The organism is Ruegeria sp. BHSA163, assembly GCF_059613365.1.
Map to the genome: position 1 here is coordinate 1 of NZ_JBXWSJ010000001.1, position 24,731 is coordinate 24,731.

The 24,731-nt window shown below is 52.7% G+C and carries 29 protein-coding genes; 11 read left to right on the forward strand and 18 right to left on the reverse strand.

All coding sequences use genetic code 11. From position 1 onward, the window contains the following. A partial coding sequence (aat, locus tag AC2FNV_RS00005; protein WP_496772083.1) for a leucyl/phenylalanyl-tRNA--protein transferase occupies nucleotides 1-516 on the forward strand: 516 nt, incomplete at its 5' end. Here the strand turns inward: aat and AC2FNV_RS00010 are convergent. From AC2FNV_RS00010 to AC2FNV_RS00035, 6 genes are all read right to left on the reverse strand, one after another. Beyond that, nucleotides 480-839: a DUF2155 domain-containing protein gene (locus AC2FNV_RS00010; protein WP_170604812.1), complete on the reverse strand. Its 360-nt coding sequence runs from the start codon at nucleotides 837-839 to the stop codon at nucleotides 480-482. The genes aat and AC2FNV_RS00010 overlap by 37 nt on opposite strands. Then, complete coding sequence (mlaD, locus tag AC2FNV_RS00015) at nucleotides 836-1,288, reverse strand: outer membrane lipid asymmetry maintenance protein MlaD (protein ID WP_170604810.1); 453 nt, start codon at nucleotides 1,286-1,288, stop codon at nucleotides 836-838. The genes AC2FNV_RS00010 and mlaD overlap by 4 nt, the downstream gene beginning before the upstream one ends. Nucleotides 1,289-1,300: 12 nt before the next feature. After that, nucleotides 1,301-1,684 carry an NADH:ubiquinone oxidoreductase subunit NDUFA12 gene (locus AC2FNV_RS00020; protein WP_170604808.1) on the reverse strand — a complete coding sequence of 128 codons (384 nt, stop codon included), beginning with the start codon at nucleotides 1,682-1,684 and terminating at the stop codon, nucleotides 1,301-1,303. Between the two features lie 61 nt (nucleotides 1,685-1,745). Then, nucleotides 1,746-2,126, reverse strand: coding sequence for a RidA family protein (locus AC2FNV_RS00025; protein ID WP_170604806.1), 381 nt, complete (start codon nucleotides 2,124-2,126; stop codon nucleotides 1,746-1,748). A gap of 62 nt (nucleotides 2,127-2,188) precedes the next feature. Then, nucleotides 2,189-3,457, reverse strand: a complete 1,269-nt coding sequence (gene clpX / locus AC2FNV_RS00030) for an ATP-dependent Clp protease ATP-binding subunit ClpX (protein ID WP_170473447.1) — start codon at nucleotides 3,455-3,457, stop codon at nucleotides 2,189-2,191. Between the two features lie 133 nt (nucleotides 3,458-3,590). Then, nucleotides 3,591-4,223: an ATP-dependent Clp protease proteolytic subunit gene (locus AC2FNV_RS00035; protein WP_170473450.1), complete on the reverse strand. Its 633-nt coding sequence runs from the start codon at nucleotides 4,221-4,223 to the stop codon at nucleotides 3,591-3,593. 395 nt (nucleotides 4,224-4,618) lie between these two features. On the opposite strand from AC2FNV_RS00035, the gene AC2FNV_RS00040 reads away from it, so the two are divergent. Continuing rightward, nucleotides 4,619-4,945, forward strand: a complete 327-nt coding sequence (locus AC2FNV_RS00040; protein WP_170604804.1) for an ArsR/SmtB family transcription factor — start codon at nucleotides 4,619-4,621, stop codon at nucleotides 4,943-4,945. A 225-nt stretch (nucleotides 4,946-5,170) separates the two neighbouring features. Next, a complete protein-coding gene (locus tag AC2FNV_RS00045) occupies nucleotides 5,171-5,308 on the forward strand; it encodes an entericidin A/B family lipoprotein (protein WP_170473456.1) in 138 nt (45 codons plus the stop codon). 876 nt (nucleotides 5,309-6,184) lie between these two features. Here the strand turns inward: AC2FNV_RS00045 and AC2FNV_RS00050 are convergent. The 4 genes from AC2FNV_RS00050 to lepA all read right to left on the reverse strand — a co-directional run bounded on the left by AC2FNV_RS00050 (nucleotide 6,185) and on the right by lepA (nucleotide 10,384). Then, on the reverse strand, nucleotides 6,185-6,340 hold the full coding sequence (locus AC2FNV_RS00050) for a hypothetical protein (RefSeq protein WP_170473458.1): 156 nt from the start codon (nucleotides 6,338-6,340) through the stop codon (nucleotides 6,185-6,187). Nucleotides 6,341-6,477: 137 nt separating this feature from the next. Continuing rightward, nucleotides 6,478-6,930 (reverse strand): hypothetical protein, encoded by a 453-nt coding sequence (locus AC2FNV_RS00055; RefSeq protein ID WP_170604802.1) that lies wholly within the window; start codon nucleotides 6,928-6,930, stop codon nucleotides 6,478-6,480. Nucleotides 6,931-7,568: 638 nt separating this feature from the next. After that, nucleotides 7,569-8,357, reverse strand: coding sequence for a hypothetical protein (locus tag AC2FNV_RS00060; RefSeq protein ID WP_496772089.1), 789 nt, complete (start codon nucleotides 8,355-8,357; stop codon nucleotides 7,569-7,571). A 227-nt stretch (nucleotides 8,358-8,584) separates the two neighbouring features. Beyond that, entirely contained in the window at nucleotides 8,585-10,384 is a 1,800-nt protein-coding gene (gene lepA, locus AC2FNV_RS00065; RefSeq protein ID WP_170473467.1) for a translation elongation factor 4, read from the reverse strand. A gap of 469 nt (nucleotides 10,385-10,853) precedes the next feature. Here lepA and AC2FNV_RS00070 point away from each other — a divergent pair, with 469 nt between their 5' ends. Together AC2FNV_RS00070 and AC2FNV_RS00075 are read left to right on the forward strand one after the other, a co-directional pair. After that, nucleotides 10,854-11,165: a hypothetical protein gene (locus tag AC2FNV_RS00070; RefSeq protein WP_170473470.1), complete on the forward strand. Its 312-nt coding sequence runs from the start codon at nucleotides 10,854-10,856 to the stop codon at nucleotides 11,163-11,165. Nucleotides 11,166-11,233: 68 nt separating this feature from the next. Beyond that, entirely contained in the window at nucleotides 11,234-12,187 is a 954-nt protein-coding gene (locus AC2FNV_RS00075) for a LysR family transcriptional regulator (RefSeq protein WP_170473473.1), read from the forward strand. Here AC2FNV_RS00075 and AC2FNV_RS00080 read toward each other — a convergent pair. Then, nucleotides 12,184-12,627 carry a low molecular weight protein-tyrosine-phosphatase gene (locus AC2FNV_RS00080; protein ID WP_170604798.1) on the reverse strand — a complete coding sequence of 148 codons (444 nt, stop codon included), beginning with the start codon at nucleotides 12,625-12,627 and terminating at the stop codon, nucleotides 12,184-12,186. The two genes, AC2FNV_RS00075 and AC2FNV_RS00080, sit on opposite strands and share 4 nt — an antisense overlap. 28 nt (nucleotides 12,628-12,655) lie before the next feature. On the opposite strand from AC2FNV_RS00080, the gene AC2FNV_RS00085 reads away from it, so the two are divergent. Both AC2FNV_RS00085 and AC2FNV_RS00090 read left to right on the forward strand, forming a co-directional pair. Continuing rightward, nucleotides 12,656-13,351 carry an NAD-dependent deacylase gene (locus AC2FNV_RS00085; RefSeq protein WP_170604796.1) on the forward strand — a complete coding sequence of 232 codons (696 nt, stop codon included), beginning with the start codon at nucleotides 12,656-12,658 and terminating at the stop codon, nucleotides 13,349-13,351. Nucleotides 13,352-13,420: 69 nt separating this feature from the next. After that, the gene (locus AC2FNV_RS00090) at nucleotides 13,421-14,029 is read left to right on the forward strand and encodes an HdeD family acid-resistance protein (protein ID WP_170604794.1); all 609 of its coding nucleotides are present in this window, start codon (nucleotides 13,421-13,423) and stop codon (nucleotides 14,027-14,029) included. Nucleotides 14,030-14,113: 84 nt separating this feature from the next. Here the strand turns inward: AC2FNV_RS00090 and AC2FNV_RS00095 are convergent, their stop codons facing one another. The 4 genes from AC2FNV_RS00095 to meaB form a co-directional block, all read right to left on the reverse strand. Beyond that, nucleotides 14,114-14,578 (reverse strand): copper chaperone PCu(A)C, encoded by a 465-nt coding sequence (locus AC2FNV_RS00095; RefSeq protein WP_170473484.1) that lies wholly within the window; start codon nucleotides 14,576-14,578, stop codon nucleotides 14,114-14,116. Nucleotides 14,579-14,622: 44 nt separating this feature from the next. After that, nucleotides 14,623-14,904, reverse strand: coding sequence for a hypothetical protein (locus AC2FNV_RS00100; protein ID WP_254442479.1), 282 nt, complete (start codon nucleotides 14,902-14,904; stop codon nucleotides 14,623-14,625). Nucleotides 14,905-15,366: 462 nt separating this feature from the next. Then, a complete protein-coding gene (gene rpmB / locus AC2FNV_RS00105) occupies nucleotides 15,367-15,654 on the reverse strand; it encodes a 50S ribosomal protein L28 (protein ID WP_170473488.1) in 288 nt (95 codons plus the stop codon). 229 nt (nucleotides 15,655-15,883) lie between these two features. Continuing rightward, nucleotides 15,884-16,855: a methylmalonyl Co-A mutase-associated GTPase MeaB gene (gene meaB, locus AC2FNV_RS00110; RefSeq protein WP_170604886.1), complete on the reverse strand. Its 972-nt coding sequence runs from the start codon at nucleotides 16,853-16,855 to the stop codon at nucleotides 15,884-15,886. Between the two features lie 284 nt (nucleotides 16,856-17,139). Here meaB and hrpB point away from each other — a divergent pair, with 284 nt between their 5' ends. Then, nucleotides 17,140-19,590 carry an ATP-dependent helicase HrpB gene (gene hrpB / locus AC2FNV_RS00115; RefSeq protein ID WP_496772094.1) on the forward strand — a complete coding sequence of 817 codons (2,451 nt, stop codon included), beginning with the start codon at nucleotides 17,140-17,142 and terminating at the stop codon, nucleotides 19,588-19,590. A 154-nt stretch (nucleotides 19,591-19,744) separates the two neighbouring features. Further along, on the forward strand, nucleotides 19,745-20,203 hold the full coding sequence (locus AC2FNV_RS00120) for an NUDIX hydrolase (RefSeq protein ID WP_170604788.1): 459 nt from the start codon (nucleotides 19,745-19,747) through the stop codon (nucleotides 20,201-20,203). A gap of 127 nt (nucleotides 20,204-20,330) precedes the next feature. On the opposite strand, the gene AC2FNV_RS00125 is transcribed toward AC2FNV_RS00120, so the two are convergent. From AC2FNV_RS00125 to AC2FNV_RS00135, 3 genes are all read right to left on the reverse strand, one after another. Next, nucleotides 20,331-21,320, reverse strand: a complete 990-nt coding sequence (locus tag AC2FNV_RS00125; protein ID WP_170604786.1) for a 2-dehydropantoate 2-reductase — start codon at nucleotides 21,318-21,320, stop codon at nucleotides 20,331-20,333. A 71-nt stretch (nucleotides 21,321-21,391) separates the two neighbouring features. Then, on the reverse strand, nucleotides 21,392-22,354 hold the full coding sequence (locus tag AC2FNV_RS00130) for a pirin family protein (RefSeq protein ID WP_170604784.1): 963 nt from the start codon (nucleotides 22,352-22,354) through the stop codon (nucleotides 21,392-21,394). Nucleotides 22,355-22,539: 185 nt separating this feature from the next. Continuing rightward, nucleotides 22,540-23,373 carry a phytanoyl-CoA dioxygenase family protein gene (locus tag AC2FNV_RS00135; RefSeq protein WP_170604783.1) on the reverse strand — a complete coding sequence of 278 codons (834 nt, stop codon included), beginning with the start codon at nucleotides 23,371-23,373 and terminating at the stop codon, nucleotides 22,540-22,542. A 233-nt stretch (nucleotides 23,374-23,606) separates the two neighbouring features. Here AC2FNV_RS00135 and AC2FNV_RS00140 point away from each other — a divergent pair, with 233 nt between their 5' ends. Together AC2FNV_RS00140 and AC2FNV_RS00145 are read left to right on the forward strand one after the other, a co-directional pair. Next, nucleotides 23,607-24,095 (forward strand): peptidase associated/transthyretin-like domain-containing protein, encoded by a 489-nt coding sequence (locus tag AC2FNV_RS00140; RefSeq protein WP_170604781.1) that lies wholly within the window; start codon nucleotides 23,607-23,609, stop codon nucleotides 24,093-24,095. Nucleotides 24,096-24,123: 28 nt separating this feature from the next. Next, complete coding sequence (locus AC2FNV_RS00145; RefSeq protein ID WP_217362367.1) at nucleotides 24,124-24,717, forward strand: ferric reductase-like transmembrane domain-containing protein; 594 nt, start codon at nucleotides 24,124-24,126, stop codon at nucleotides 24,715-24,717. Nucleotides 24,718-24,731 lie beyond the last annotated feature (14 nt).

Genomic DNA, 24,731 nt, shown 5'->3' on the forward strand with positions numbered 1-24,731 from the left:
CCCTTGGATGGCTTTCACATTTCACGCAGCCTTGCCCGGCGCATTCGCAAGTGTGGCTATACAATAACGATCAATCAGAATTTTGACGGTGTGGTGGATGGTTGTGCCGATCGCAGCGACACTTGGATCAATCCCGAATTGCGCAGATTGTACCGCTCACTGCACCATTCCGGGCATGCGCATTCTTTGGAGGTTTGGGAGGATGAAGAATTGGTCGGAGGCGTCTTCGGCGTTGCCCTCGGGGCGGCATTTTTCGGCGAAAGTATGTTCTCCCTTCGCAAGGACGCATCAAAAATTGCGTTAGCATACATGGTGGATCGATTGCGCCGAACAGGATTCACATTATTCGACGCTCAGTTCCTGACTGCTCATCTCGCCTCCCTCGGAGCGATCGAAATTCCACGGGCCGTTTATCAGTCGGAACTAAAGCAAGCCCTTGATCTGAGTGCAGACTTCACTGCCCAGCTGTCCCAGACGCCTCAAGGAGTGATACAGCGGATTACCCAAACATCGTAACGTGCGTGATCCAGTGCGTTCAGCGCAGGGGACGTGGCAATCATCCATCCATCGAACAGCTGCTCGGCCTTGTCCTGTTCCCAAATCGTCAGATAAGCAAACGCATCCCCGGTTGGGTTATCAGCCGGATAGCGACAATCCCCTAACGCAACGTCCAACCCGAAAACGGCCTTCGTTTCGCCGGTCCGGATCTCAAAATCCATTGTTTGGCCGCTTACCTTGTCCAAGCCTCGCATAGCAGCCCCAGGGCCAGATTCTGCCCTTTGCTGGGCAGATGCGCCCGTCACAGCTAACGCGAATAATACCGCCAATGCGCGTGTCATTCGCTATCGTCTCCAGCCACAAACTTGACCAAGAGTGAGATCAGGCTTACCGCACCTTGCGTATCCTCAATCTCATCCCCGGCTTCAAAGTAGAATGGTGATCCGCCGGGCATAACTTCTACAAAATTCCCGCCCAAAAGCCCTTCGGATGAGATGATTATAGCGCTGTCGTCCGGAATAAGAACACCTTCGGCCACGGAAAAACTGGTATCGGCGCGATAGGTATCAGGGTTCAGGGAAACATTTGTAACCGTGCCGATCTTGACACCGGCCAAACGAACATCGGTACCCACGCCTACACCTTCCAAAGACCGGAACGACGCCCCAAGCTCGTAACCAGTTCGGTTCTGCGAAAAACCAGTCGACTGGCTAGCATAGACACCGAACGCCACGGCACCTGCTAAAACGACCCCACCGACAAGAATTTCGGTTAAATTGTAAGTCGACATTGCTCGCCTCGCTTATTCCGGGCTCCACGCCTCGTAGTCTTTGCGTTCGACAGGGTTTACGCGGCGCAAGGAACCTGCTGGGGTATAAGCTAACGCTGTACCCGTTAGGTTTTCTTGATGTGGTTTTTCCCAGGACTTATGTGGCAGTGGCTTATCTGTCGGGGGTTCATCCCAAGTGCGATGTAGCCATCCGTGCCAATCAGGGTCAATGCGGCTTGCCTCGGCTTCACCATTGAATATGACCCAGCGCTTGCTATCGTCCGCAGTGCGATAGAACACATTTCCTTCGTCGTCTTCGCCTACCTTGACGCCCTTGCGTGCGGTGTAAATCTGAGTGTTCAAGGTTGCCCCATTCCACCAGGTCACGGCCCGCAAAAGAGTGTTCAGGATTCCCATCGGTAACCTCCGACAATTTTGTTCCTGCAGATATGAACCAAAGGCGGGCGGAGGTCCAGTGTCACGTCGAGATTGCCTTGTGTTCCGGTAGAAACGCCGTCACTTCGATTTCGATGCGGTATTTCGGATCGATCAAACCGCACTCAATCATTGTAGCCGCAGGCGGGTTGTCGCCAAATGTTTTCGCAAGAACAGGCCAGCAAGGTTCAAACTCTTTTCTGTCGGACAGCATGTATGTCACGCGCACTACATCAGCGAAGCTTGCGCCAGCTTTCGCAAGAGCACCTTCGATAATTTCCAATGCAGACAGACACTGCCCTACAACATCGTCCCCCTGGCCGACGGTACCAGCAACGTGAATAAAGCCGCCAGCAACTACGGCGCGACAATACCCGACTTTGACCTCGAATTCACCGCCAGAAGATATTCTTTGAATCGTCAATTTGCCCTCACATAAAAACGGCGCGGGATGTACCGCGCCGAAGCTATCAAATCGTTTAGTTTTTAACCTGCCGAAGCGGATTCCTGCGCTGAATCAGCATATATAATCAAAGGTTGAGCGTCCGAAGTCACGGCCTCGAGATTTACCACAACTTCGGCGACGTTCTTTAGCCCAGGCAATTCAAACATTGTGTCCAGCAGTATATCCTCGAGGATCGATCTTAGGCCGCGCGCACCGGTCTTTCGTTCAATTGCCTTTTTGGCAATCGCTTTGAGTGCATCGTCTGTAAACGCCAGCTCGGAGTCTTCCAGTTCGAATAGACGTTGGTACTGCTTGACCAAAGCATTCTTAGGCTTGGTGAGGATCGTAACCAAAGCGTCTTCATCCAGATCTTCCAATGTGGCCAGAACGGGTAGTCTGCCAACAAATTCAGGGATCAAGCCGAACTTCAACAAATCTTCAGGCTCAAGTTCTTTAAAGATTTCGCCCACACCACGCTCGTCATTGTCACGGACATCTGCGCCAAAGCCCATTGCAGATCCCTTGCCCCGTTGAGCAATGATCTTGTCCAATCCGGCAAAGGCACCACCGCAGATGAAAAGGATGTTGGTTGTGTCCACTTGCAGGAATTCCTGTTGCGGATGTTTACGGCCGCCCTGTGGCGGGACACTTGCAACGGTACCTTCCATCAGTTTAAGCAAAGCCTGTTGAACGCCCTCACCCGATACATCGCGTGTGATCGATGGGTTTTCTGACTTACGGGTAATTTTGTCGACCTCGTCAATATAGACGATACCGCGTTGTGCACGTTCAACATTGTACTCGCTGGCCTGCAACAACTTGAGAATGATGTTTTCGACATCCTCTCCCACATAACCGGCTTCGGTCAGGGTAGTCGCATCCGCCATCGTAAACGGCACATCCAAAATCCGCGCGAGCGTTTGGGCCAGCAAGGTTTTACCGCACCCAGTCGGGCCGATTAACAGAATATTTGACTTCGCCAACTCAATATCACTGCCGGCTTTTTGAGCGTGATTCAGACGTTTGTAGTGATTGTGCACCGCTACAGACAAGACCCTCTTGGCAGTTGCCTGACCAATCACATAGTCGTCCAGAACCTCGCAAATATCCTTGGGCGTAGGCACCCCATCCGACGACTTCAATCCGCTGGCTTTGGTTTCCTCACGGATAATATCCATGCACAATTCAACGCATTCATCGCAGATGAAAACGGTTGGCCCCGCGATCAGCTTACGTACCTCATGCTGGCTTTTGCCGCAGAAACTACAGTAGAGCGTGTTTTTACCGTCACCGCCTGAATTCGTCGCCATTTTGTACCTTTCGGGCTCCGTCCCTGCGGCCCTGACCGGGCCGCGCTTTCCGCCTGTTGTTGTAGCTTAGGCCAGCGTTGTAGCGGCTACAATCTCAAAATCACACTTTACGAATGACTGCGGGATTTAGACTTCAGGATTCGTCCTCATCCATTTTGGCACGGTTTTCCACAATCTCATCGATATGGCCCCACTCTTTGGCTTCTTCAGGGCTCATGAAATTGTCGCGGTCCAAAGCCTTTTCAACGGCCTTTTTTGTCTGCCCGGTATGACGGACATATATGTCATACAGGCGATCCTTAAGTTTCTGCGTCTCTGCCGCATGGATCATGATGTCGCTTGCCTGACCCTGGTATCCGCCACTGGGTTGGTGCACCATAATCCGGCTGTTGGGCAGCGAAAATCGCATTCCCTTTTCGCCACCGGCCAGCAAAACCGATCCCATCGACGCCGCCTGACCGATTACCAAAGTCGAACATTTTGGCTTAATGTATTGCATTGTATCGTAAATCGACAGCCCGCTTGTCACAACTCCACCAGGCGAGTTGATGTAGATCGATATCTCTTTGTTCGGATTTTCTGCCTCAAGATGCAGCAACTGAGCCACCACAAGATGGCTCATCCCATCGTGGATGGGACCATTGATAAAGATGATCCGTTCTTTCAGCAAACGAGAGAAAATGTCATAGGCGCGCTCACCCCGGCTGGTCTGCTCGACAACCATCGGAACAAGCGTATTCATATAGGTATCTACTGGATCGAACATTCGGAACCTGCCTGCTTTGCTGTGGATCGGGACACTACCCGTAAATGTGTTACCCGAGTCTTAGTGCCGCCGCCGGGGGGCTGCAAGGGGGGCTAAGCGGATCGGCGGGTCGCCTGACGCCTTGCGGTCCGTTTTGATCGATTGATCGGAAACTTAACACTTCCACACTCACCATATGCATGGCGAAAAAGATCGAACCCGGTAAAAACTCAAAAGTGGACAGGCCCATGACAGGCATGACATTTATCAAATTTCTTTAAATTTCGCATCGATTTGAGCCCGACATATGGAAATATTTGACTTCAATACTTCGAATGGTGTGGACAACTTAATACTGAAGTTGCGCAAGTGCGATCAACTTATGCGATATCGAGCAAGTTAAGGAATCGAAAACAATGGCTCTTCCCCAGCTTTCACAAGAGTTGCCCTCTCAAGATTTGGTTGATTTAGTTGCTAACGCGGCGCGGGCTTCAAATTTTCTAAAAGCAATCAGCCACGAAGGCCGCCTTATGATCCTCTGTCATCTTGCCTCGGGTGAAAAATCAGTGACAGAGTTGGAAGAGTTGCTATCGGCGCGTCAGGCAGCGGTGTCACAACAATTGTCCCGCCTGAGGTTGGAGGGCCTTGTTACTCCGCGTCGTGAAGGTAAGGCAATATTTTATCGCCTTGCCGACGAACGTCCAAGTCGTTTACTCGAAGTCGTTCACGAATTGTTTTGCTGAAATGGGGATGACAACGCGCATACAGCGTAGTCAATCAGCGATCGTATCAAAGGCATGGCGATCCGGAAAACGGAAAGTTATTCCAATGCTCGTTACCCATCATCACTCAATAGCGCTATTTCTGATCTGAAACCGGTGGACCTCGGTTTACATACATTACAAACTTGTGGCTCCACTCTGTGAAAGCTGCTAACCCCACTGTTGCATGTAATTATGGAGATGCTGATGATCCGCGCAATTCTGATTGGGCTGGCCCTTTTTTCCCTGACCGGTTGTGAGACAGCGAAAGGGGCGGGCAAAGACATTGAGAAAGCAGGCGACGCCATTCAGAACGCAGCGACGGATGTTCAGCAAAGTCTATAATTGCTCATCATGTTGCGCTGTTGCAACGCATTTCTGCGATATGTAGTTGCTTGCCATACGTAAGTTGTCTAAGGTAGCGAACACAGGTGCATAGACGCGGCACTGCATTTCTGACACTTCTACGGGGTTCTTCGGCCTATGCCGAAGAACCCCGTATCCATATTGGCGGTATGCGGTAGCCTGTACGAACCTTTGGTTCTGAAATAGGAAAAGGCGTCAGGTGCTCAGACGCGGTCTTTGCATGCATCCTTTCGGACACCCCTGACGCCTTGCCGGTTCGATCCACCCTAAAGCTTCTCGATCCAGTTGCCTCACCCCCTAAGGGGCTCTGGCTGCTACGTAACGCGCTATGTCGTTTCGCAGCTACACATCGACCTTGTAAGAGGCCAATCACCCAATCCGAATGCGAAATCCAGATCAACTGATCTACCACCGGTAAGCTATTGCATCAAGAAACAAATCCTAAGACTGTTTCTGACGCCGCAGCCCCCTTGGCCTTTGCGTCCCGCCGCTTTTCCGAAGATCCGCTGCGGTAATGAGACTGTTACATCACCGTCCTGATCGGACAAGAAAATAGCACTGCAGCATGAAAATTAGACGGGGATAAACTGTTGATATCCGCCGGGAGAACGATGTGGATAACTCTGATACTGACGTTTTTGCGAGGGGTTGAAAGTGGAAAAGTAAAAACTTGTTCGATAGCCCGGTTTCCAGGCGGTTTCTGCAACTGCAAAGGCGTTTTGAAGCGACTCGGCAGCGAGTCCCCAATACCTGCGCAGCAGAATCACTGAACATCCGATCTGGACAGCAACAGATTCGATTGCTTTGAAGTGGCCAGTTCCACACATTTGACGTTCGGCACGGGTGGCAGGCGTGTTATGCGCCAGACACGTCAACAAAGAACCGCTTAGGCCGGACGACCGTTTTGGCACCGCAGGCACCGCGCCAAAGTTTCGCGAGGATCAAACCAAGCCGCGGCGGGGAATACCACTTTCTGGTCCGACCCATTACCGAAACGAATGCCTCGGTCATCCGGCCCGCCTCCCTCCCTGTGGAGACCTGGCTGTTTCCCAAAGCGCCTCGACCCGTCCGCGTTATTTGACACGCAATGCCGCAATCTGGTTCCAACTGCGAAAATTACCCATAATCCGGGACGGGCCGAAAACGCTTCAGTTCACCTGGCGTTCCAGAACGGTGCTGTAGGTCGTTCCGGTCCGCAGGCTACGGAAATCTGCATAGATCCTGCCGCCCTCGTACCGCGCATCAATCAAAGCGTTCACCCCAATCGCGGGTTCGGACGAGCTTTCGACGATGCCGATCTTGCCTGAACCATCCTGACTGATCGAGCCGGTGGCCTCGTAGAGTGTCCAGTCATCCATGGCATTGCGCCGCCACATGCTGGGCCCCCAGAACACGTTGTCCTGTTGCGTCTGGATGTCGAGCACCCATTCCGATTGGTTAAAACGCGGTGCATCCCCGGTGGCTGAATTCGAAGGCGACACCGTCGTTTGGCTGGCCGTCCAAGTGCTGCGAAGGTCGGGCGTGGTATCGGCGGCAACCACCGTGCCAAGGGCGAGGGTTGTGGCCAGAGCGGCTGCTCCGGCAGTCATGTATCTGGTCATTGGCTCTCTCCATCTCATGGGGCCGTTGCTGGCCTTTTGAACAGATTGGGAGAGAGCTGGCGGGTTACAACTTACCTAAGGGAAACTTCATAATTGGTTTAGATTAGCGTTAACTGGCGGCATGTTTCACGGCCATTTTGACCCGTAATGTGGGCTTTAGATCGCGCTACAGTGTTTCATAAATGGCTTTTACTTGGGCGGGAACCAGCCCACCCCAACTCGGTTAGTGACAGTGATAGGGCTTTGAGCCCGCGTGGCAGCACTGGCCCGGAGGTGAATCACTTCTACAGCCTCCACCGTGGGCAAAAGCCGTGGTTGCGGTCAGCGATGCAATGACCGTCGCCAGAAACAAATGTCGCATTTGAAAATCCGATTTTCCATAAAAAACTGCGCGTTAAAAAACGCTAACAGTCTTACCCGACACCACAAGTTCCATATCGATGAAATTTTAGTTAGTTCGGAGCGTTTTAGGACTGAACGTGTGGAACCCTGACGAGCAAACGCGTTTGCAACAACTGATCAAAAAAACCGAGGGCAGCGCCGGTCCGAGGGGAGGCGCAAACTAGCCACCCCATGGGGGCGGATCGGCGCGGCCCGGCGGTGCCGCCGGGCGGGTGGGTTGGTGTATTTCGCTAAAGTCACAACAACAATTGAAGCAACCTCTCACCAAAGATAACGAGGATCGCCGCTCTACCTGCCCAAGTTCCCGTGCTTTCACCAAATTTTTCAGCAAACTTCAATGTCGAAACTTTTGTCATTTCGCCGATATGTGCAGCCAACTTTGATCCGACTTTTTGAAACCCGTCGCCGGCTTCACCTATCAACTCATCAGTCTGCTCATTTGGCGATTTCAGTGAAATTTTGAGTTCTATGAGACGTTCTTCTAACCTTTGAAGTTCGTCTTCCTTCAGAAGGAAATCAGGACCTTGATTGTGCCCGAGACTGTCAGGAATGTCGCTGCGTACAACAGACAAAAGCTCCAAAATGCTCGGTATGTCTTCAATAATGGATTGAACGAGTTCGGTATTCGGAAACTCGATCCGCTCATCTTCGCCATCTTCAGATACATCTAGATAAATGCGATGATCAGCGGGGAATAGATCGCCTTCAAAATGATCCTCGACGGCTCGAACTACTTCATCCAATTGATTGGCCAAGATGGAGTTTCCGAAGTACTTTAGTACTACTTCACGGCTTGAGCTTTCTTGGTTCCAGACGCTCGATGTTAGTTCGTCGAAATTCGCAAAAACGTGCCCGCTAATTAGATTGTGAAAATCTAAATCACCGAAGTCTTGGAACTCAAGTTCTAGCCATTCGACTATTTCTTTAGCTTTCTTTTCACCACTCCAACTAAGGTCCAAATCAGGTGGAGCACCAGGCTCATATACTTCTAACTCGCCGTAGATCATTCCAATTACCAGAAACATAAGTTTCTCGGCAGCTTAACTGCATGCGGTTTGCTTTCAAACCCTGAGAGTGCATCCAACACTTGAGGCAGTAATGTTTAAATCTTATCCTTCTCGATGTGTGGCGAAGGAGCCAAGCAAAGAGAAAAAAGTTGAATAACCTATCGGCACTCCTCGATCCCCACCGCGTGGGCACACAGTTGGCTGCGCCAACCGCTTTCGCCCACCCGCCGTAAAAATGGACAGCCTTAGCTGTCCATTTTTAAGGCGCTAATAAACGCTTCCTGCGGGATATCCACCTTCCCGAACTGACGCATCTTCTTTTTCCCCGCTTTCTGCTTGTCCAGCAGTTTGCGTTTCCGCGTGGCGTCGCCTCCGTAACACTTCGCGGTCACGTCCTTGCGCAGGGCCGAGAGGGTCTCGCGCGCGATGACCTTGCCTCCGATGGCGGCCTGGATCGGGATTTTGAACATGTGGCGCGGGATCAGGTCCTTGAGCTTTTCGCACATCGCCCGGCCCCGCATCTCGGCCCGGTCGCGGTGAACCATGGTCGACAGCGCGTCCACTGGCTCATCATTCACAAGGATCGACATTTTGACCAGATTATCCTCGGTGTAGCCGGTCATTTGGTAGTCGAAGGATGCATAGCCCTTGGTCACGGATTTCAGACGATCATAGAAGTCGAAGACGACCTCGTTCAGCGGCAGGTCATATACGACCATGGCGCGGCTGCCCGCATAAGTCAGGTCCAGCTGGATACCGCGGCGGTCCTGGCAGAGTTTCAGCACGTCGCCGAGGTATTCGTCAGGCACCAGAATGGTCGCCTTGATGCGCGGTTCTTCAAGGTGGTCGACCTTGGACAGGTCAGGCATGTCGGCGGGGTTGTGAAGCTCGATCATCTCGCCGTCTTTCATAAAGACGTGGTAGATCACGCTTGGTGCAGTGGTGATGAGCTCGATATCATATTCGCGTTCGATGCGGTCGCGGATAACCTCAAGGTGCAGCAGGCCGAGAAAGCCGCAGCGGAAGCCAAAGCCCAGCGCGGCCGAAGTTTCCATTTCGTATGAGAACGAGGCGTCGTTCAGAGCCAGTTTTTCAATCGCGTCGCGCAGGTCTTCGAATTCGGCAGAATCCACCGGGAAGAGGCCGCAGAAAACCACAGGCTGCGCAGGTTTGAAGCCGGGCAGAGCGTCTTCAGCACCATTGCGGTCGTTGGTGATGGTATCTCCGACGCGGGTGTCGCGGACCTGTTTGATCGAGGCGGTCAGGAAGCCGATCTCACCGGGGCCCAAGGAGTCTACCATCTCCATCTCAGGCCGAAAAACACCGATGCGGTCAACGTGGTGCAGGGTGCCGTTCGACATGAACTTAACCCGCATTCCCTTTTTCAGCGTGCCGTCCATGATACGCACCAGAACGATAACGCCGAGGTAGGCGTCGTACCATGAATCCACCAGCATCGCCTTGAGCGGCGCGTCTACGGTTCCCTGCGGCGCGGGCAGCTGGTGAACAATAGCCTCAAGCGTTTCATGGATACCCTGCCCCGTCTTTGCCGAAACCTGAATGGCGTCGGTGGCGTCAATACCAATCACATCCTCTATCTGTTCAGCAACGCGGTCGCAATCGGACGCCGGCAAGTCGATCTTGTTCAGGACCGGCACGATCTCATGATCAGCGTCGATGGCTTGATACACATTTGCCAGCGTTTGCGCCTCGACCCCTTGGGTCGAATCCACGACCAGCAGAGATCCCTCGACAGCGCGCATGGACCGAGAAACCTCGTAGGCAAAGTCCACGTGGCCGGGGGTGTCGATCAGGTTCAGCACGTATGCCTCGCCATTATCAGCGGTATAGTCGATGCGGACCGTGTTGGCCTTGATGGTGATGCCCCGCTCACGCTCGATATCCATGCTATCAAGTAGCTGTTCCTTCATATCGCGATCCTTGACCGTTCCCGTCTCTTGTATGAGCCGGTCGGCAAGAGTGGATTTGCCATGGTCGATATGCGCGACGATGGAGAAATTGCGGATATGAGCGAGGTCTGTCATGGAGTGGGATATGTCCGTAGTTTGGGGCCTCGTCAAGCAGTGAAACGTTGACTAAAAAGTCAAATCGACCTGTTTGGACCGACAGAAATTCACCCGAAATGAGGGAATTAAAAGGTACGTATCAGCAACCGTCAAATTAAGTCTCCTAAACGTAGGCGCAGTTTTCTCTGCCATTCCATCTTTTTGCTCGAACTGAACCCGCTGACAACTAACAATTCCAGAAGAATTTAATGCTCGATTTTGTGCTAAAGAAATAGGCAAGCGGCAACATTCACAGCGTTTTTGTAAATGTTTAAAACTCAAATCGAGCGAAAAACGGCAGGGATTATAAGTACCCACTCAGTGTTTTGAGAACGTTTTCACTTTACAGAGGGTTATTTATTGATCCGGAATCCAGTTTGATTCATAATTGCGCGCAAGCCGAGAGGGTCGTCAGAACTCTCCGGTCAGGCAAAGACGAGGCAAGGGCATGAAACAGTTTCTCTTAATCGCATTCTGTGCGACTTCGCTGACGGCGGTATCCCCGACACTGACGGAAGCTGCGCAAATCAAGCGAGCGTGTTTGGCATCGGACCGGGCCGCTGCAACGCGGGACAGGTGCAATTGCATCCAGCGAGTGGCCAATCAGGCGCTGACTAGTAGTGACCAGAAGACCGTAGCCAAGTGGTTCACCGACCCCCATCAGGCACAGGAACTCAAGATGTCGCAATCTGCGCAAGACGATGCGTTGTGGGATCGGTATCAAAACTTCGGCCAGATGGCGCAGGCTGTGTGCGGCTGATCCCTGGCGGGAAAGCTTGACCTGATCCTCGCTGCCCCTCAGAAAAGGCGCAGCGAAAAGGATTATGCATGGTGATGAAAGGGCTGACCCTGCGTGGGCTCGAGGTATTCGAGGCACTGGCAAGAACAGGATCTGTGGCGCAAGCTGCCGAGATCACAGGGCTTAGCCAGCCTTCGGTTTCCCAGCAACTTCGCAACCTGGAAAAGGCGTTGGGCACCGATCTGGTGGATCATGGGCGCCGCCCTATGCGCCTTACGCAGGCAGGGCGCAGCTTTCTTGCGCGCGCAGAAGCCATACTCGCGGAACTTCAAATGGCTCAAAGCGAGCTGACAGTTATGGACTTGGGACATCTTACCACATTGTCCATCGGGCTTATCGACGACTTTGACAACGACCTGACCCCGCGTCTGGCTACCTTGCTGGCTGACAGTTTAACCCGCTCCAAATTCAAACTAATAACTCTGCCCAGTCTGGAGATATTCGAGGAACTTGAATCCCAACGCCTGCACCTTGCCGTTTCCGCCCACAGTGGCGAAGTGCTTGAAGGCGTGATCGAATACCCTTTGGTCCGCGACCCCTTTATCCTTGTTGCGCCTAAAGGATCGGGCGGTGCCGAAGCAGTGTTAAAAGACCTGCCATTTTTGCGATACGCGCGCGAACAACTGATCAGCCGTCAAATAGAGGGCCAGTTGGCCCGGCACGCCATGGAGTTCGAAGAACGGTTCGAGATAGGTTCGCACATGGCTTTGATGGCAATGGTCGCCCGTGGGCTGGGTTGGGCTGTAACAACCCCACTGGGATATATGCGCGCGGCAAGATTCCACGACGGACTAGAGGTCCACCCTGCCCCGTTTGGGGAAGTTTCTCGTACTATTTCCCTTTTTACGAGATCGGATTGGTCGGATCAGGTTCCAAACGATGTGGCTGATATGATCCGAAGGTTGATGAAACGTCAAATTATCGACCCAGCGGTAACGCAGGTCCCTTGGTTAGCTGATAAACTGGTTGTTATCGACAATTAAGATGTCAAATGATCGTGCAACCCTTTTGTTGCCGTTTCGATCAAGTAAAACGCTCCTTCGAAATCACCTGTGTAGTAAGGGTCGGGGATATGATCTTTCCCGATATGCGGTGAGAAATCCGTAAGTAACCTGACCGGAGTGCCCATACCCGGCGGCCGTAACGCTTCGGTATCGGAAATGTTATCCCGATCCATGCCAATGATCAGATCAAAAAGCTCAAAGTCGCTGGCCAAGAATTGCCTGGCCCGTAAGTCGCTCAGATCAATTCCCCGGGCCAATGCAGCCTCTTGCATAGGAGCGTATGGCGGACGACCGATATGCCATCCAGAAGTTCCGGCGCTATCGACGGTATGTGTCGGCACAATAGTACGAAATACACCTTGGGCCGCGGGAGAACGGCAAATGTTGCCCAAACAGACAAATAGAATACGACGTGTCATAGCACCGGTTCTAATATATGGAGAGGACATGGAAAAGATCGTCATCCTGACCGGGGCTGGAATTTCCGCTGAAAGCGGGCTTGGGACTTTCCGGGACGAAGGCGGCCTGTGGGCACAGCACAGGATCGAAGACGTCGCTACTCCCGAAGGCTTTGCACGTAATCCGGCGCTGGTTCACAGTTTTTACAACGCGCGCCGGGTGCAGGCCGCTAAGGCACAGCCCAATGCGGCACATCAAGCATTGGCCCGGCTGCAACGCGATTGGCCTGACGAGGTGATAGTCGTCACACAGAATGTCGACGGCCTGCACGAGGCAGGTGGATCACAAGATGTAATTCATATGCATGGAACTTTGGCTGGAGCACTTTGTTCCAGTTGTGGTCATCGCTGGAAGTCTGCCGAACAAATGACACCAGCCGATCCTTGCTCCAGATGTGGTCGCCCAACTGTGCGGCCAGATGTCGTTTGGTTTGGAGAGATGCCATATTTCATGGATGAGATTTATGATCATTTATCCGGCGCGCGAATCTTTGCAGCCATAGGAACATCTGGTCAGGTCTATCCGGCAGCAGCTTTTGTGCATGAAGCCATTGCTGCGGGCGCACAAACCTTTGAGCTTAACCTCGAGCCTTCTACGGGGGTTTTACACTTTGATAATATATTGACAGGTCCAGCCACTCAAACAGTTCCCAAATGGGTGGATGATTTGCTGAAACGACGCTGATCGTATTGCCGCGCGACAAGACCCAAAAATCTCGGTTATGCTGTATCAGCATCTACATAAGGATGAGGGATGACAGATCAGGATCCAAAAACCGGCGAAGTTCTCGATGATATTGAGCTCGACCGACGTGATAAACTTAGTAAACAGCTCGCCGACCTTTGGTGGACTTTCCTGATCCGCGGCGTGTTGGCCGCTTGTGTTGGCATTGCCGCGCTATTTTGGCCAAGCGGGAGCATCTCGTTGCTTTTGCGTCTGGTCGGAATACTTTTAATCTTCGATGGCGGGCTGACGCTGCTTGGATTTGGCCGTCGTGGGTTGGTCGGCGGGGTCGGAATAGGTGCGATGCTGATTGGTGTGATCCTAGTGGTCTGGCCGGAAGGGACAGCGAAACTCGCCTTTTTCCTGCTTGGTGCGTGGGCTCTGATTGTAGGCATCGGGTCTTTGGCCGCGTGGCGGCAGATGCATGAGCGCGATCCCCAACGGAATGCGATGCGAAATTCAGGGTTTGTCGCGCTCGCTATTGGTCTTGTGCTGATTTTCTCTCCAGGAATCGGCTTGTTCGCTTTGGGTTGGGTCATCGCCTTTTCTGCGCTCGCAGTAGCGGCGGTTATGTTCTGGTTGACAGCACACTTCAAACGCGCAGGGGACCGCCTGTCGATGCGTACAATAAATCGGTAAACAACAACTCAGGTGCTTAAGACCGGGCAACTCCGGTCTTAAGCAAAGATTATAGCCGCGAAACGGGCTTAGTTCAGGCGCAGTTCAATGCGAATTGGCACCATTACCCTTTCGGTTCAGGTCGACAGGCACTTCGATTTCGACTTCTCCTGCCTGCTCGAAAACAAGTGTGACAGGAACAGTCGCATCCTGCTCAAAAGGCTTGGTCAACCCCATGAACATCACGTGATCACCTCCCCGCCGCAAAACATACGTCTCACCAGCAGGAATGACGAAGCCTTCCTTGACATGAAACATCTTGGCTACGCCGTTTTCGTCAACTTTGTGAGTATGCAATTCGACTCGGTCGGCCGCGTCAGAGATCGCACCAATCAAACGATCATCTTCCTCGCCGGTATTTATTATCATCATAAAAGCTGCCCCGGCTTTGGCGTGTTTGTTTGATGATCGGGCATAGGCATCATCTACTTTGATTGAACTGTCGGCAACGGCGATTGATCCAAGTGCAGAAAAGATCATCGCAGTCAGCAAGTTAGATTTGAGCGACATAAAAGCTCTCCCAAAATTCCATAGTTTGTTCCAGAGATCGTTCGTCACAAGAAATTAGGAGGCGCCCTCGCCGGTCGAAGCGGTATGGCCGATGCAATCAAACTGGACACACCCCGCTCCGGCTCGCCACCGGATCGGGCTGGTGGTCCCGGCAACAAAGGAAACTCAGCGAAAATAGCCGCTATAAGGGAAAGGAAGTAATCAGGACAGTAGTGCGGAGGTCGCGTTGGTTGGCCTTGATCGTCTACATAAACAACCACAGGCCCTGTTCCGGTACACAGAACAATCTGCGCCGCCGTCCGATCCAGCCCACGTGACATCGCCATGGCAACGCCTGCTAGTCCAATTAGAACAGACAGGGCAATAGGTAGAAATATGCGTCGCAGAGCCATCATATTGGCGTTGGATATAGGCCGGGGAAACCCCGGCCTTCAAGCGTGAATGACCCCTCCGCGGCATTGCGTCAACCGTCTGTTCCGGGACGTTTATCTAATTCGACGGTCAGGCTGATATGCTGGCGGTTAACTCGCCGCTGCATTCGGCTGCAGGTGCTGATAGCTTTGCCGAAAAACGCCGGTACAAGCAGAAGAAATTGAAAAGACTTTCTGGGCATCGATGTGTCTCCGCCATTGGAATAACCACAAACATAACTCAATTAGTGGGATCTTTATGTGAAGAGCATCACGTTTTTGGGAATTTTTGTCTGTCCGAAACCATCAGCTTTCTAAATAAAAAAGAAACCCTGCACCGAACGGTACAGGGCTCACTAAATCCGGTAAGATCGGTGATCAGGCCGACGCTTGCGCCTTAGCGATTTCCTTCTTCACTTTAAGCGCGTTATCCGACAATTCTTCGTCTTTGGCCTTGGCTAGGAAAGCGTCCAACCCGCCACGGTGGTCAACAGAGCGTAGGGCAGCCGCCGATATACGCAGTTTGACACCGCGTCCGAGGGTTTCAGACTGCAGTGTAACATCGTTTAAATTTGGCAAAAAACGACGACGAGTTCTGTTTTTGGCGTGGCTGACATTGTTGCCAGTCATCGGGCCTTTTCCGGTCAGTTCGCAGCGGCGCGACATTGTTTCTTCCTTTGTATCTGAAGGCCGGGGTCAAGACCCTCGGCCAAATCACAAGGGGCGCAACCCGAAGTCGCGCCCGAAAACTGGTTGGATGCGTGTAGTGGGAATCGCCGAAAGGGTCAAGACAGACAGTGCGAATTCTTTAAGTTTGCTTTCCGGCAATGTTTGGTGTCGGCACTTCACGCGAATGGTTCGCCTGTATTCATTTGGAAATAGAACTTTTGTTTGATCAATTCAGCATCGCCAACATCTTTTCTGCAGCGGTTGTCGGACTAAGCCGACCGCTCGCCACTTCGTCCTTCAACCGATCCATGTCAGCCTTGGCCTTTGCCGTGTCCAGGCGGGCCAACAGGGTATGGCGGACTTCCTGATCGAACCAATATTTGGCTTGCGCGGCTCGGTTTGCCTGCCAATGGCCGTTATCGCGGCGCCACTGAACAAGGGATTGCATCTCTTTCCATGCCGCGTCCAACCCGTGTTGTTCCACGGCCGAAACGGTCATTGCTTTAGGAAAGTCCTCGGGGTCTTGCGTGCGCTTGCGCAGTAGCCGTAAAGCTCCTGCATAATCTGCACAGGTACGTGTGGCGGCCGCTTTAAGGTCTCCGTCTGCCTTATTCACAAGAATCATGTCGGCCATTTCCATGATGCCGCGCTTGACGCCTTGCAATTCGTCCCCACCTGCGGGTGCAAGAAGCAAAAGGAACAAGTCGGACATCTCCGACACGACAGTTTCAGACTGACCAACACCGACAGTTTCGATCAAAACCACGTCGTAACCCGCAGCCTCGCAAAGAGCGATGGCTTCCCGGGTGCGGCGGGCGACGCCGCCCAAATGGCTTTGGCTTGGCGAGGGTCGGATAAACGCATTTTTCTCGCGGCTTAACCGCTCCATGCGCGTTTTGTCGCCCAATATTGAGCCGCCCGATCTGGCAGAGCTCGGATCAACCGCCAACACAGCGACCTTAAGACCCTGACCAATCAACATCATGCCAAAGCTTTCAATAAAGGTGGATTTGCCCACCCCCGGAGTACCTGACAAACCTATGCGCAACGACTGGCGACCAGCCCCGGCCAAGCGGGCCAGCAATTCCGAGGCTTGCGACCTGTGATCAGCGCGTGCACTTTCGACCAACGTTATGCCGCGAGCCAACGCTCGACGGTCGTGCTTCAATATCCTGTCACTCAGGCTTTTTGTGTCCATGTCAATCCCGATGTCCTGCGACATCACTAATTGCCGTTGCACTGGGGCGTTTGTCCAGACCATAGAGGCCTGAAATTGTTCTGCACAGGATTAGGGGCAAACTGGGGGAAATGGCAGTGGCTTCCTTTACGACCCGGATCCGCAGTTTCCGTTCATTTGCTGGCGAAAGGGTTGGCAAGCACGTTCGGTCATTGTTTGAGACGAGTATGCTCTGTGAAACGGTCTTGAATTTGAGCCAATAGCAGGAACTGGACCTATGGCTGCAGTTGGCGGATAAAGCCGACATGACGACCCTACCGATCGATGAAGTCCTGCCCGAATTGATATCGGCACTGAAATCCCGCGGTCGCGCCGTTTTGCAGGCCCCGCCCGGTGCTGGTAAAACTACGCGTGTGCCGCTTGCTATGCTTCAGGCTGACCTTTGCCAGGGCAGGATTGTCATGCTTGAACCGCGCCGCCTGGCCGCCCGAGCCGCTGCCGAGCGTATGGCAGAAACACTTGGGGAACCCATGGGTAAAACCGTCGGCTACAGGGTACGCGGTGAGTCAAAAGTTTCCAAGGGAACACGTATCGAAGTTGTTACCGAGGGCATTCTGACCCGAATGCTGCAATCTAACCCTGATTTACCCGGAGTAGGCGCTGTAATCTTCGACGAATTTCACGAGCGATCCCTGAATGCTGATTTGGGGCTGGCTCTTTGCCTCGAAGTTGCAGGCGCTTTGCGCGAAGATTTGATGCTGCTGGTAATGTCGGCAACATTGGACACTGAACCAGTTGGGCAATTGATGAACGCACCGCTGGTGAAATCCGAAGGCCGCAGCTTTCCAGTAGATATTCGTTGGTTAAACCACCCTCTGGGCGTAGGCGCACGGCGGTTGGAAGCGTTTACAGATCTGATCGTTCAAGCGGAGCGTAATACGCGCGCGACCGGTGGTAGTATTTTGGCCTTCTTACCGGGCGAAAGGGAAATACGGCAAGCTGAAGCAGCGTTGAGCAGTCAATTGCCAGCTCAGTGCGATGTCTTCCCGCTTTTTGGTGCGATGCCGTTCGCGGACCAACGCAAGGCGATTTCCCCTTCGATCAATGGAAGAAAAGTAGTTTTGGCGACCTCGATTGCTGAAACCTCGTTAACCATTCCTGATGTTCGTGTCGTGGTCGACATGGGCCAGGCGCGTCGATCCCGGTTCAATCCCGGCTCTGGCATGTCGCGGCTGGTCACAGAAAGGGTCACAAGGGCCGAAGCAACGCAACGCGCGGGACGTGCGGGACGGGTAGCCTCGGGCATTTGCTATAGACTATGGTCGAAAGGAGAAGAAGGCGCTTTGGCTGCCTTTCCCCCCGCCGAAATCGAAGCAACCGATCTAACTGGACTGGTTCTTGAATTGTCACTCTGGGGAGCCGAACCAAGTGAGCTTTCATTTCTGACGCGACCACCAGAAGGAGCAATGGCCGAGTCTCGTTCACTGCTCACGATGTTGGGTGCTTTGGATGGTAAGGGACGGATAACGGATCATGGCCGTGCTTTGGCGGCATTTCCGCTTCATCCGCGTTTGGGTCATATGCTGGTGCAAGCAGGTACCCAAGCTGCACAGTTAGCGGCCCTGTTGGCCGAAAGGGACCCGCTCAAAGGTGCTCCAGCAGACCTTTTGTTGCGTCTCGAGGCCTTGCGCAATCGGCAAACTTATCAACAAAACCGGCCCTGGCCTTCGAACAAAGTCGTTTTGGATCGAATAAAGGCAGAAACCAGACGCCTTGAAGCCCATTCTGGAAAGGGCACCAAAAAATTGTCCCCGGCAGCTATGGCAGCTATGGCCTACCCTGATCGTATCGGGCAAAGGCGCAAAAGCGACATGCCAAGATATATCCTGTCCGGTGGCAAGGGAGCCGTGTTGGACGCAAGCGACCCGTTGGCGTCTGCTCCGTTTATTCTGGCAGTCGATACAGACGGAAACCCACGGGAAGCCAAAATTCGCATGGCCGTCAGAATTTCTGAAGGTGAGATCAGGGACTTGTTTGCGGATCAAATTGAGTGGACGAACAGTTGTGAATGGTCAAAACGAGAGCGTCGCGTCATTGCCCGTCAAAAAGAACGGTTTGGCGCAACAACTTTGGAAGACCTTATTTGGAAAGATGTACCAACAGAAATCGTCGCAAAAGCGATGCTCGATGGTGTCCGTGACCTTGGGTTGAGGTTTAACGACGCAGCGGCACGGTTGGCTGCACGCGTCGAACTGGTACGCGCCGATGGTGTGGACTTACCTGACTTTTCCCTCGAAGGGCTAATGGCCTCACTTGAAGATTGGCTTTTACCCATGCTGTCCGGAGTGAGGAACGCTGACGACTGGAAGCGGTTCGACCTTTTGCCAGCGCTCAGGTCGCGCCTGGGCTGGAGTCAAACTCAGGAGCTTGACCGACGCGCTCCGGGTTCCTTTGAAACGCCATTGGGACGGAAGGTGCCGATAGATTACGGCAGCGAGACACCTGAGATCGCGGTTCGCCTGCAAGAAGTCTTTGGAGTTACTAAGCATCCGATCGTAGGCGGGACACCTTTAAAGATCACTTTGTTATCGCCTGCGCAAAGGCCGATCCAGATCACCCGTGACTTGCCGGGGTTTTGGACAGGATCTTATGCGGAAGTCCGGAAAGACATGCGTGCCCAGTATCCAAAACACCCCTGGCCCGAAGATCCGACGCAAGCGGATCCGACACTGCGTGCTAAAGCACGTAAGAACTAAATGAACATGTTCGCCAACCCGTTAATAAATTTTTTCGAATTTCCAAATAATAATAAGAATTTACAATCAATGCGAAATAATCGTTGAGAACCCGGCCTTAAACGCCTATTTATCGACGACTGGCCACGACGCTTTCGTCGAAGAAGGGATCAAAATGTCTAAATGGCTGCGAAATCTATGGAAAAAGGTTGCTAGACCGTTTTCCCTGCGCCCCCGAAAGGTGCAGTTCGCAGCCCTGTGCACGCGAACCACAAATAATCAGCCCGAGGTTTTGCTTATTACAAGCAGAGACACCGGTCGTTGGGTAATACCCAAAGGTTGGCCGATTGATGGGTTGGATGGGGCTGGTACCGCGCAACAGGAAGCTTGGGAAGAGGCTGGAGTGTGCGCTAAGACAGTTGATCCCGATCCAATTGGTCAATTCACTTATGACAAAGTCCTCAACGACGGCACTTCTCAGCCAATTCTGACCAGCGTCTACCACATCAGTGTGGATAAGCTGTCGGACAAATTCCCCGAGATGGCTCAAAGGAAACGCGCCTGGGTATCACCAAAGATTGCCGCCGAACGTGTGCGGGAACCGGAACTGCGCGACCTTTTGCTGAGTGTCTGAGCTTATATTCTGTCCGTCAGCCCAAGGTGCGAAACGCAATGGTGTTGCCATCGGCCGATGGGGATTTTTTCACAAGCTATTGGATGCGATGTGAGCACCGGGTGCGAAGTCGCTTTCGAGTGTGAATTCAAACAACCGGATCATCTCGCACAACTTGATCCGGGTTCATCGGTTCGCAGTTTCCTTTCTTAATTAGATCAGCGACACGCTGGCAAATCGGCGTTGAGACTCCGACCTTTTCCCCAAGGCGAATTACCTCTCCTTGCAAGCTGTCGATTTCTGTTGAACGTGAAGCCGTGAAATCATACGCCATCGAAGTTCGCGCGGTTGGATCGATTGTCAACATGCGCGCAGCTATGCGGGAAAAAACCGGGGTCGGAAGACGAAGAATGTAAGGCGTGACCCAAACTGGCAATGGTGTTGTCGAAGCCGCCTTGATTCCTGAGGCTTTAAGTACTGTAAGTGCTTCGACCATTTGATCCGCCAACAAGCGTCGCCACTGACGGCTCAATAGCTGCTCCCGAAGCGTTAGGCCGGATAAAGCGTTCAGTGCGTTGTTGAGATTGATCAGAAGCTTACCCCATTGAACAGCTTCTATGTCGTTGCTTTCAATAATTTGCTGCAATTCACTGCCAAGCCACTTGCTTAACTCGCCCGGACCGCTTTGGATCATGACCTCGCCAGAGGAGGCGCGATGGTATGTGGCTGGGTCGACTGGTACAACGTTAAAAGGCACCATACCAGCCCGAACATCATGATCAGGCAGCTCACGTCTTAAAATGCGGCTGCTTTCCATACCATTCTGCCACGAAAGTATTGGTGCATGATCAGCCACGTTTTGTGCGATCAGCGAAGCCATTTCCGCAGTCGCGCCAGTTTTTACCGTCACAATAACGATTTCTGCGCTCTGCAAACAAACGGCGTCTTCAGTTAGTGTCAAATCCTTAGGTGAAATGTGACGATACTGACCTGAATAATCAGTGACTGTCAGGCCGTGTTGCCGAATAGGGTCAAGAACTCTGGCACGACCCAATAGAGCGACTTCGTGCCCAACTTCAGCCAGCAATCCACCGCAATAACACCCGATGCTGCCCGCGCCGGCGATGACAATCTTCATGGCGACACTCCCGTTGGTTTGGAGGGTCGCCAAAATTGGTCAGTCGGGCAAGCGGGTTTTCGAAATCACCTTTAGCGTGCTCGTCGCGGTTTGGTGCGCTCGAGTTCCTCTGTGATCGGAATAAATTCCTGATCATCACCCGGCGGAAGCTGAAAGGCTCCTGCTGCCCAATCGGCCTTTTTCCATTCCCGCGTTGCCGTTTCGATTTTTTCCTTTGAAGAAGAAACGAAGTTCCACCAGATATATCGGTCCTCATTCATAGTTGCCCCGCCTAACAGCATTAACCGCGCCCCGGCCGGTCCGGCTTTGACCGACAGGCGATCCCCGGGGCGGAATACCATCATGCGACCGGACTCAAAAATATCTCCGGCGATCTCCACCGACCCTTCGGTGACGTAAACTCCGCGATCTTCATGATCATCCGGCAAAGGAAAAGATGCGCCCGGCTCCATCTGAACATCAAGATAAAATGTCTCTGACATCATGGTCACTGGGCTGGTTTCGCCATAAGCCGATCCAAGGATCAACCGCGCGCTGACACCTGCATCCTGAATGTTGGGCAAAGCGCCTTGTTTGTGGTGTTCAAAATCAGGGGCCATGTCTTCGTGCGCCTCGGGCAACGCAATCCAAGTCTGAATGCCAAAAAGACTGTGACGCTGACCGCGCGTTTCATCACTGGTGCGTTCTGAATGTGTGACCCCGCGACCCGCGACCATCCAATTGACTTCACCGGGGTAGATCATCTGATGAGTGCCAAGGCTGTCGCGATGCTCGAACTCTCCGTTGTAAAGATAGGTTACCGTACCCAGCCCAATATGCGGGTGCGGGCGCACGTCAATGCCACCTTCGGTTATGAATTCGGCGGGACCCATCTGATCAAAAAAGATGAATGGACCAACTAATTGACGATCAACCGATGGTAACGCTCGCCGCACCTCGAACCCGCCCAAATCACGTGCGCGCGGGATAATCAGTGTTTCAAGCGCCGAACTGTCGTTTACACATTCCGGGTTGTGGGTCGGGTTCCAACTCATACCTTTTCTCCCTTGGTCTGAGCCGCTCAGTATTTGGCTCAATGTTCGCTGTTCGAGGATATATGTCACTCTTAACACTTGAAAAGTGCGTCAATGCACAGATTGGGTGCAACACATGACGGCGTTAGTGAAGTCAAAGAGGCTTGATCGAAGTTCCTTGTTTCCTTTATCCCGGCTTAGGTCTTCTATTTGGGCCAAAGCTGAGGGAAAAATGGACCTGAAATCCTGTCTCCTTCGCGGTAACCAGCGGCTTCAAACTGTTTACGCTCATCCTTGGCCCAGTCCCCGCGGTATCGAATGACACCATCCGGCGCAGTCATTCTTAAGGTGTAGCGACGTACCGTTTCGGTAGGCGTGGTGGAAGAAAGACCACCGTGAAGCGTTCGCATATCGAAAAATATGCAATCCCCCAGCTCCATATCCCATTGCAGCAAATTATATGCGTCTGGATTACCGTTAATATCCGGTGGCGCGTAATAGGTTTTACCAGCGACTTCGGTTTGTTCGTAACTTGGATGCCCATCCGCGAACCGGACCCGCATAAAAAGCTTGTCCCACAAATGTGATCCCTGCACGAATGCAATCCCGTTTTCCTTCGTTACAGGTTCCAACGGTAACCAAAGGACACACATCGTGCCCTCGAAGTCAAAATAAGACAAATCCTGATGAAATGGTGGGCGCGACGTTGATCCGGCCTCTCGCAGAAACCAATTGTCCATAACAAGGTTTACAGATTCAGCCTTAAGCAATTCAGCCGCAATTGCCGCACAAGGAGAATTCCGGACAAATTTTTCAAACTGCGAAAACTTGTTCCAAGCCCAGTAGTCCTCAAAATATGCGGGAGCAGAAGGGTCCTTTGTGTGACGTGTAAAATTTTCGGTTGGTGTTTTCAGGTCAGCGTCTATGCCTTCGCGTAGCAAAGAAAGCCAGTCTGCAGAAAATTTCGACCGTAAAACGACGGCCCCGTCTCTTTGAAAGGCTGCAACTTCCTCGGGTGAGACAAGATTAGCTGTATTCAATTCAAGACCTTTCCAATCACGTTTTACAAAGCCGAGGTTTGCATCCCCTCTTGCGGGGGGTCAAAGACTTTCGAAAATGTAAGCCGAAGCCAGACTTCCACGCGGCCAAACGATTGCGCAATTCTCTGCCGGTGATGCTCGGAATTGGTTTCGGGCGTGCTATGTTTAGAACATGATGACGGCGGCTCGTGCCAACCCGAGCTCAAATTTTGCGAATTGCAGGAGACCTATTGATGACTGATACGCCTTTCACACGTCGTTCTTTCATGGTCACCGGTGGTGCCGTGCTGACAGCCGGAGCATCTTCGTTTTTTGTTCCTGCTAGGGCAAACAGTCTTGCCCCGACGCCATCAATGCGCGGCGGATCCAATAATTACCGGCCCGGTGCCCCCATTGTGGATCGCATAGGAGGCGGAGGATTTTGGATGACTGGTACCGTACGCCGCGCAGGAGATGGGGCCCCGCTACCAGGGCAACGCATTCAAATTTGGGCCCACACGACGGAAGGTCATGAGCGAGATCCACATAGTCATGGCGCGACGCTAACTGACGCCAAGGGTGAGTTTCGTCTAGAGATGCCGCAAATTGTCCCCGCGTTTGGCCAACCTCATGGACACCTTGCCTATGACAGTGGTGAGTTTGAGACTGTTTTCCTGCGGCCGATCATGCCCAGCGCCAAGGACAAATCCCTGATTGCCCATTTCGTCCTGCAACCCTTCTGACTTCAACGGATAATCAGAGATGCGACGCATGCGCGTGATCATAACATGGTCGGCGTTGGTAATAGTAGCAATTCTGCCAATTGCTGCCGCTGCGAATAGTCCGCTGCTAGCTTGGAGACAACCAATCTATATCACGGCCGGATTTGCCGGGGTCGTTGGGATGGTCCTGCTGCTTTTTCAGCCCTTACTGGCCAGCAGTAAATTGCCAGGTCTTTCGCCGAAGCGCAGCCGAACCACGCACAAATGGGTTGGAGTGGCTCTGGTACTGGCAGTCGTTATCCATGTTACAGGGCTGTGGATCACAAGCCCACCAGATGTAATCGACGCGCTGCTGTTCGTATCCCCAACTCCGTTCTCAGCTTGGGGCGTTATTGCGATGTGGGCGATATTCGCGGCTGGCACGCTTGCATTGGCGCGTCGGCGTTTGCGCATACGTTTCAAAACGTGGCGTTTGGCTCATACATTTCTGGCATCTGTAACCGTGGTTGGAGGCATTGTTCACGCCATGTTGATCGAGGGAACGATGGAGATTATGACCAAAACTGTGCTTTGCATATTGGTCTTAGTGGCCAGCGTAAAAACACTCGCTGATCTGCGTGTTTGGATGATCTGGTCGCGTTGAGGGAAGTGATCCTC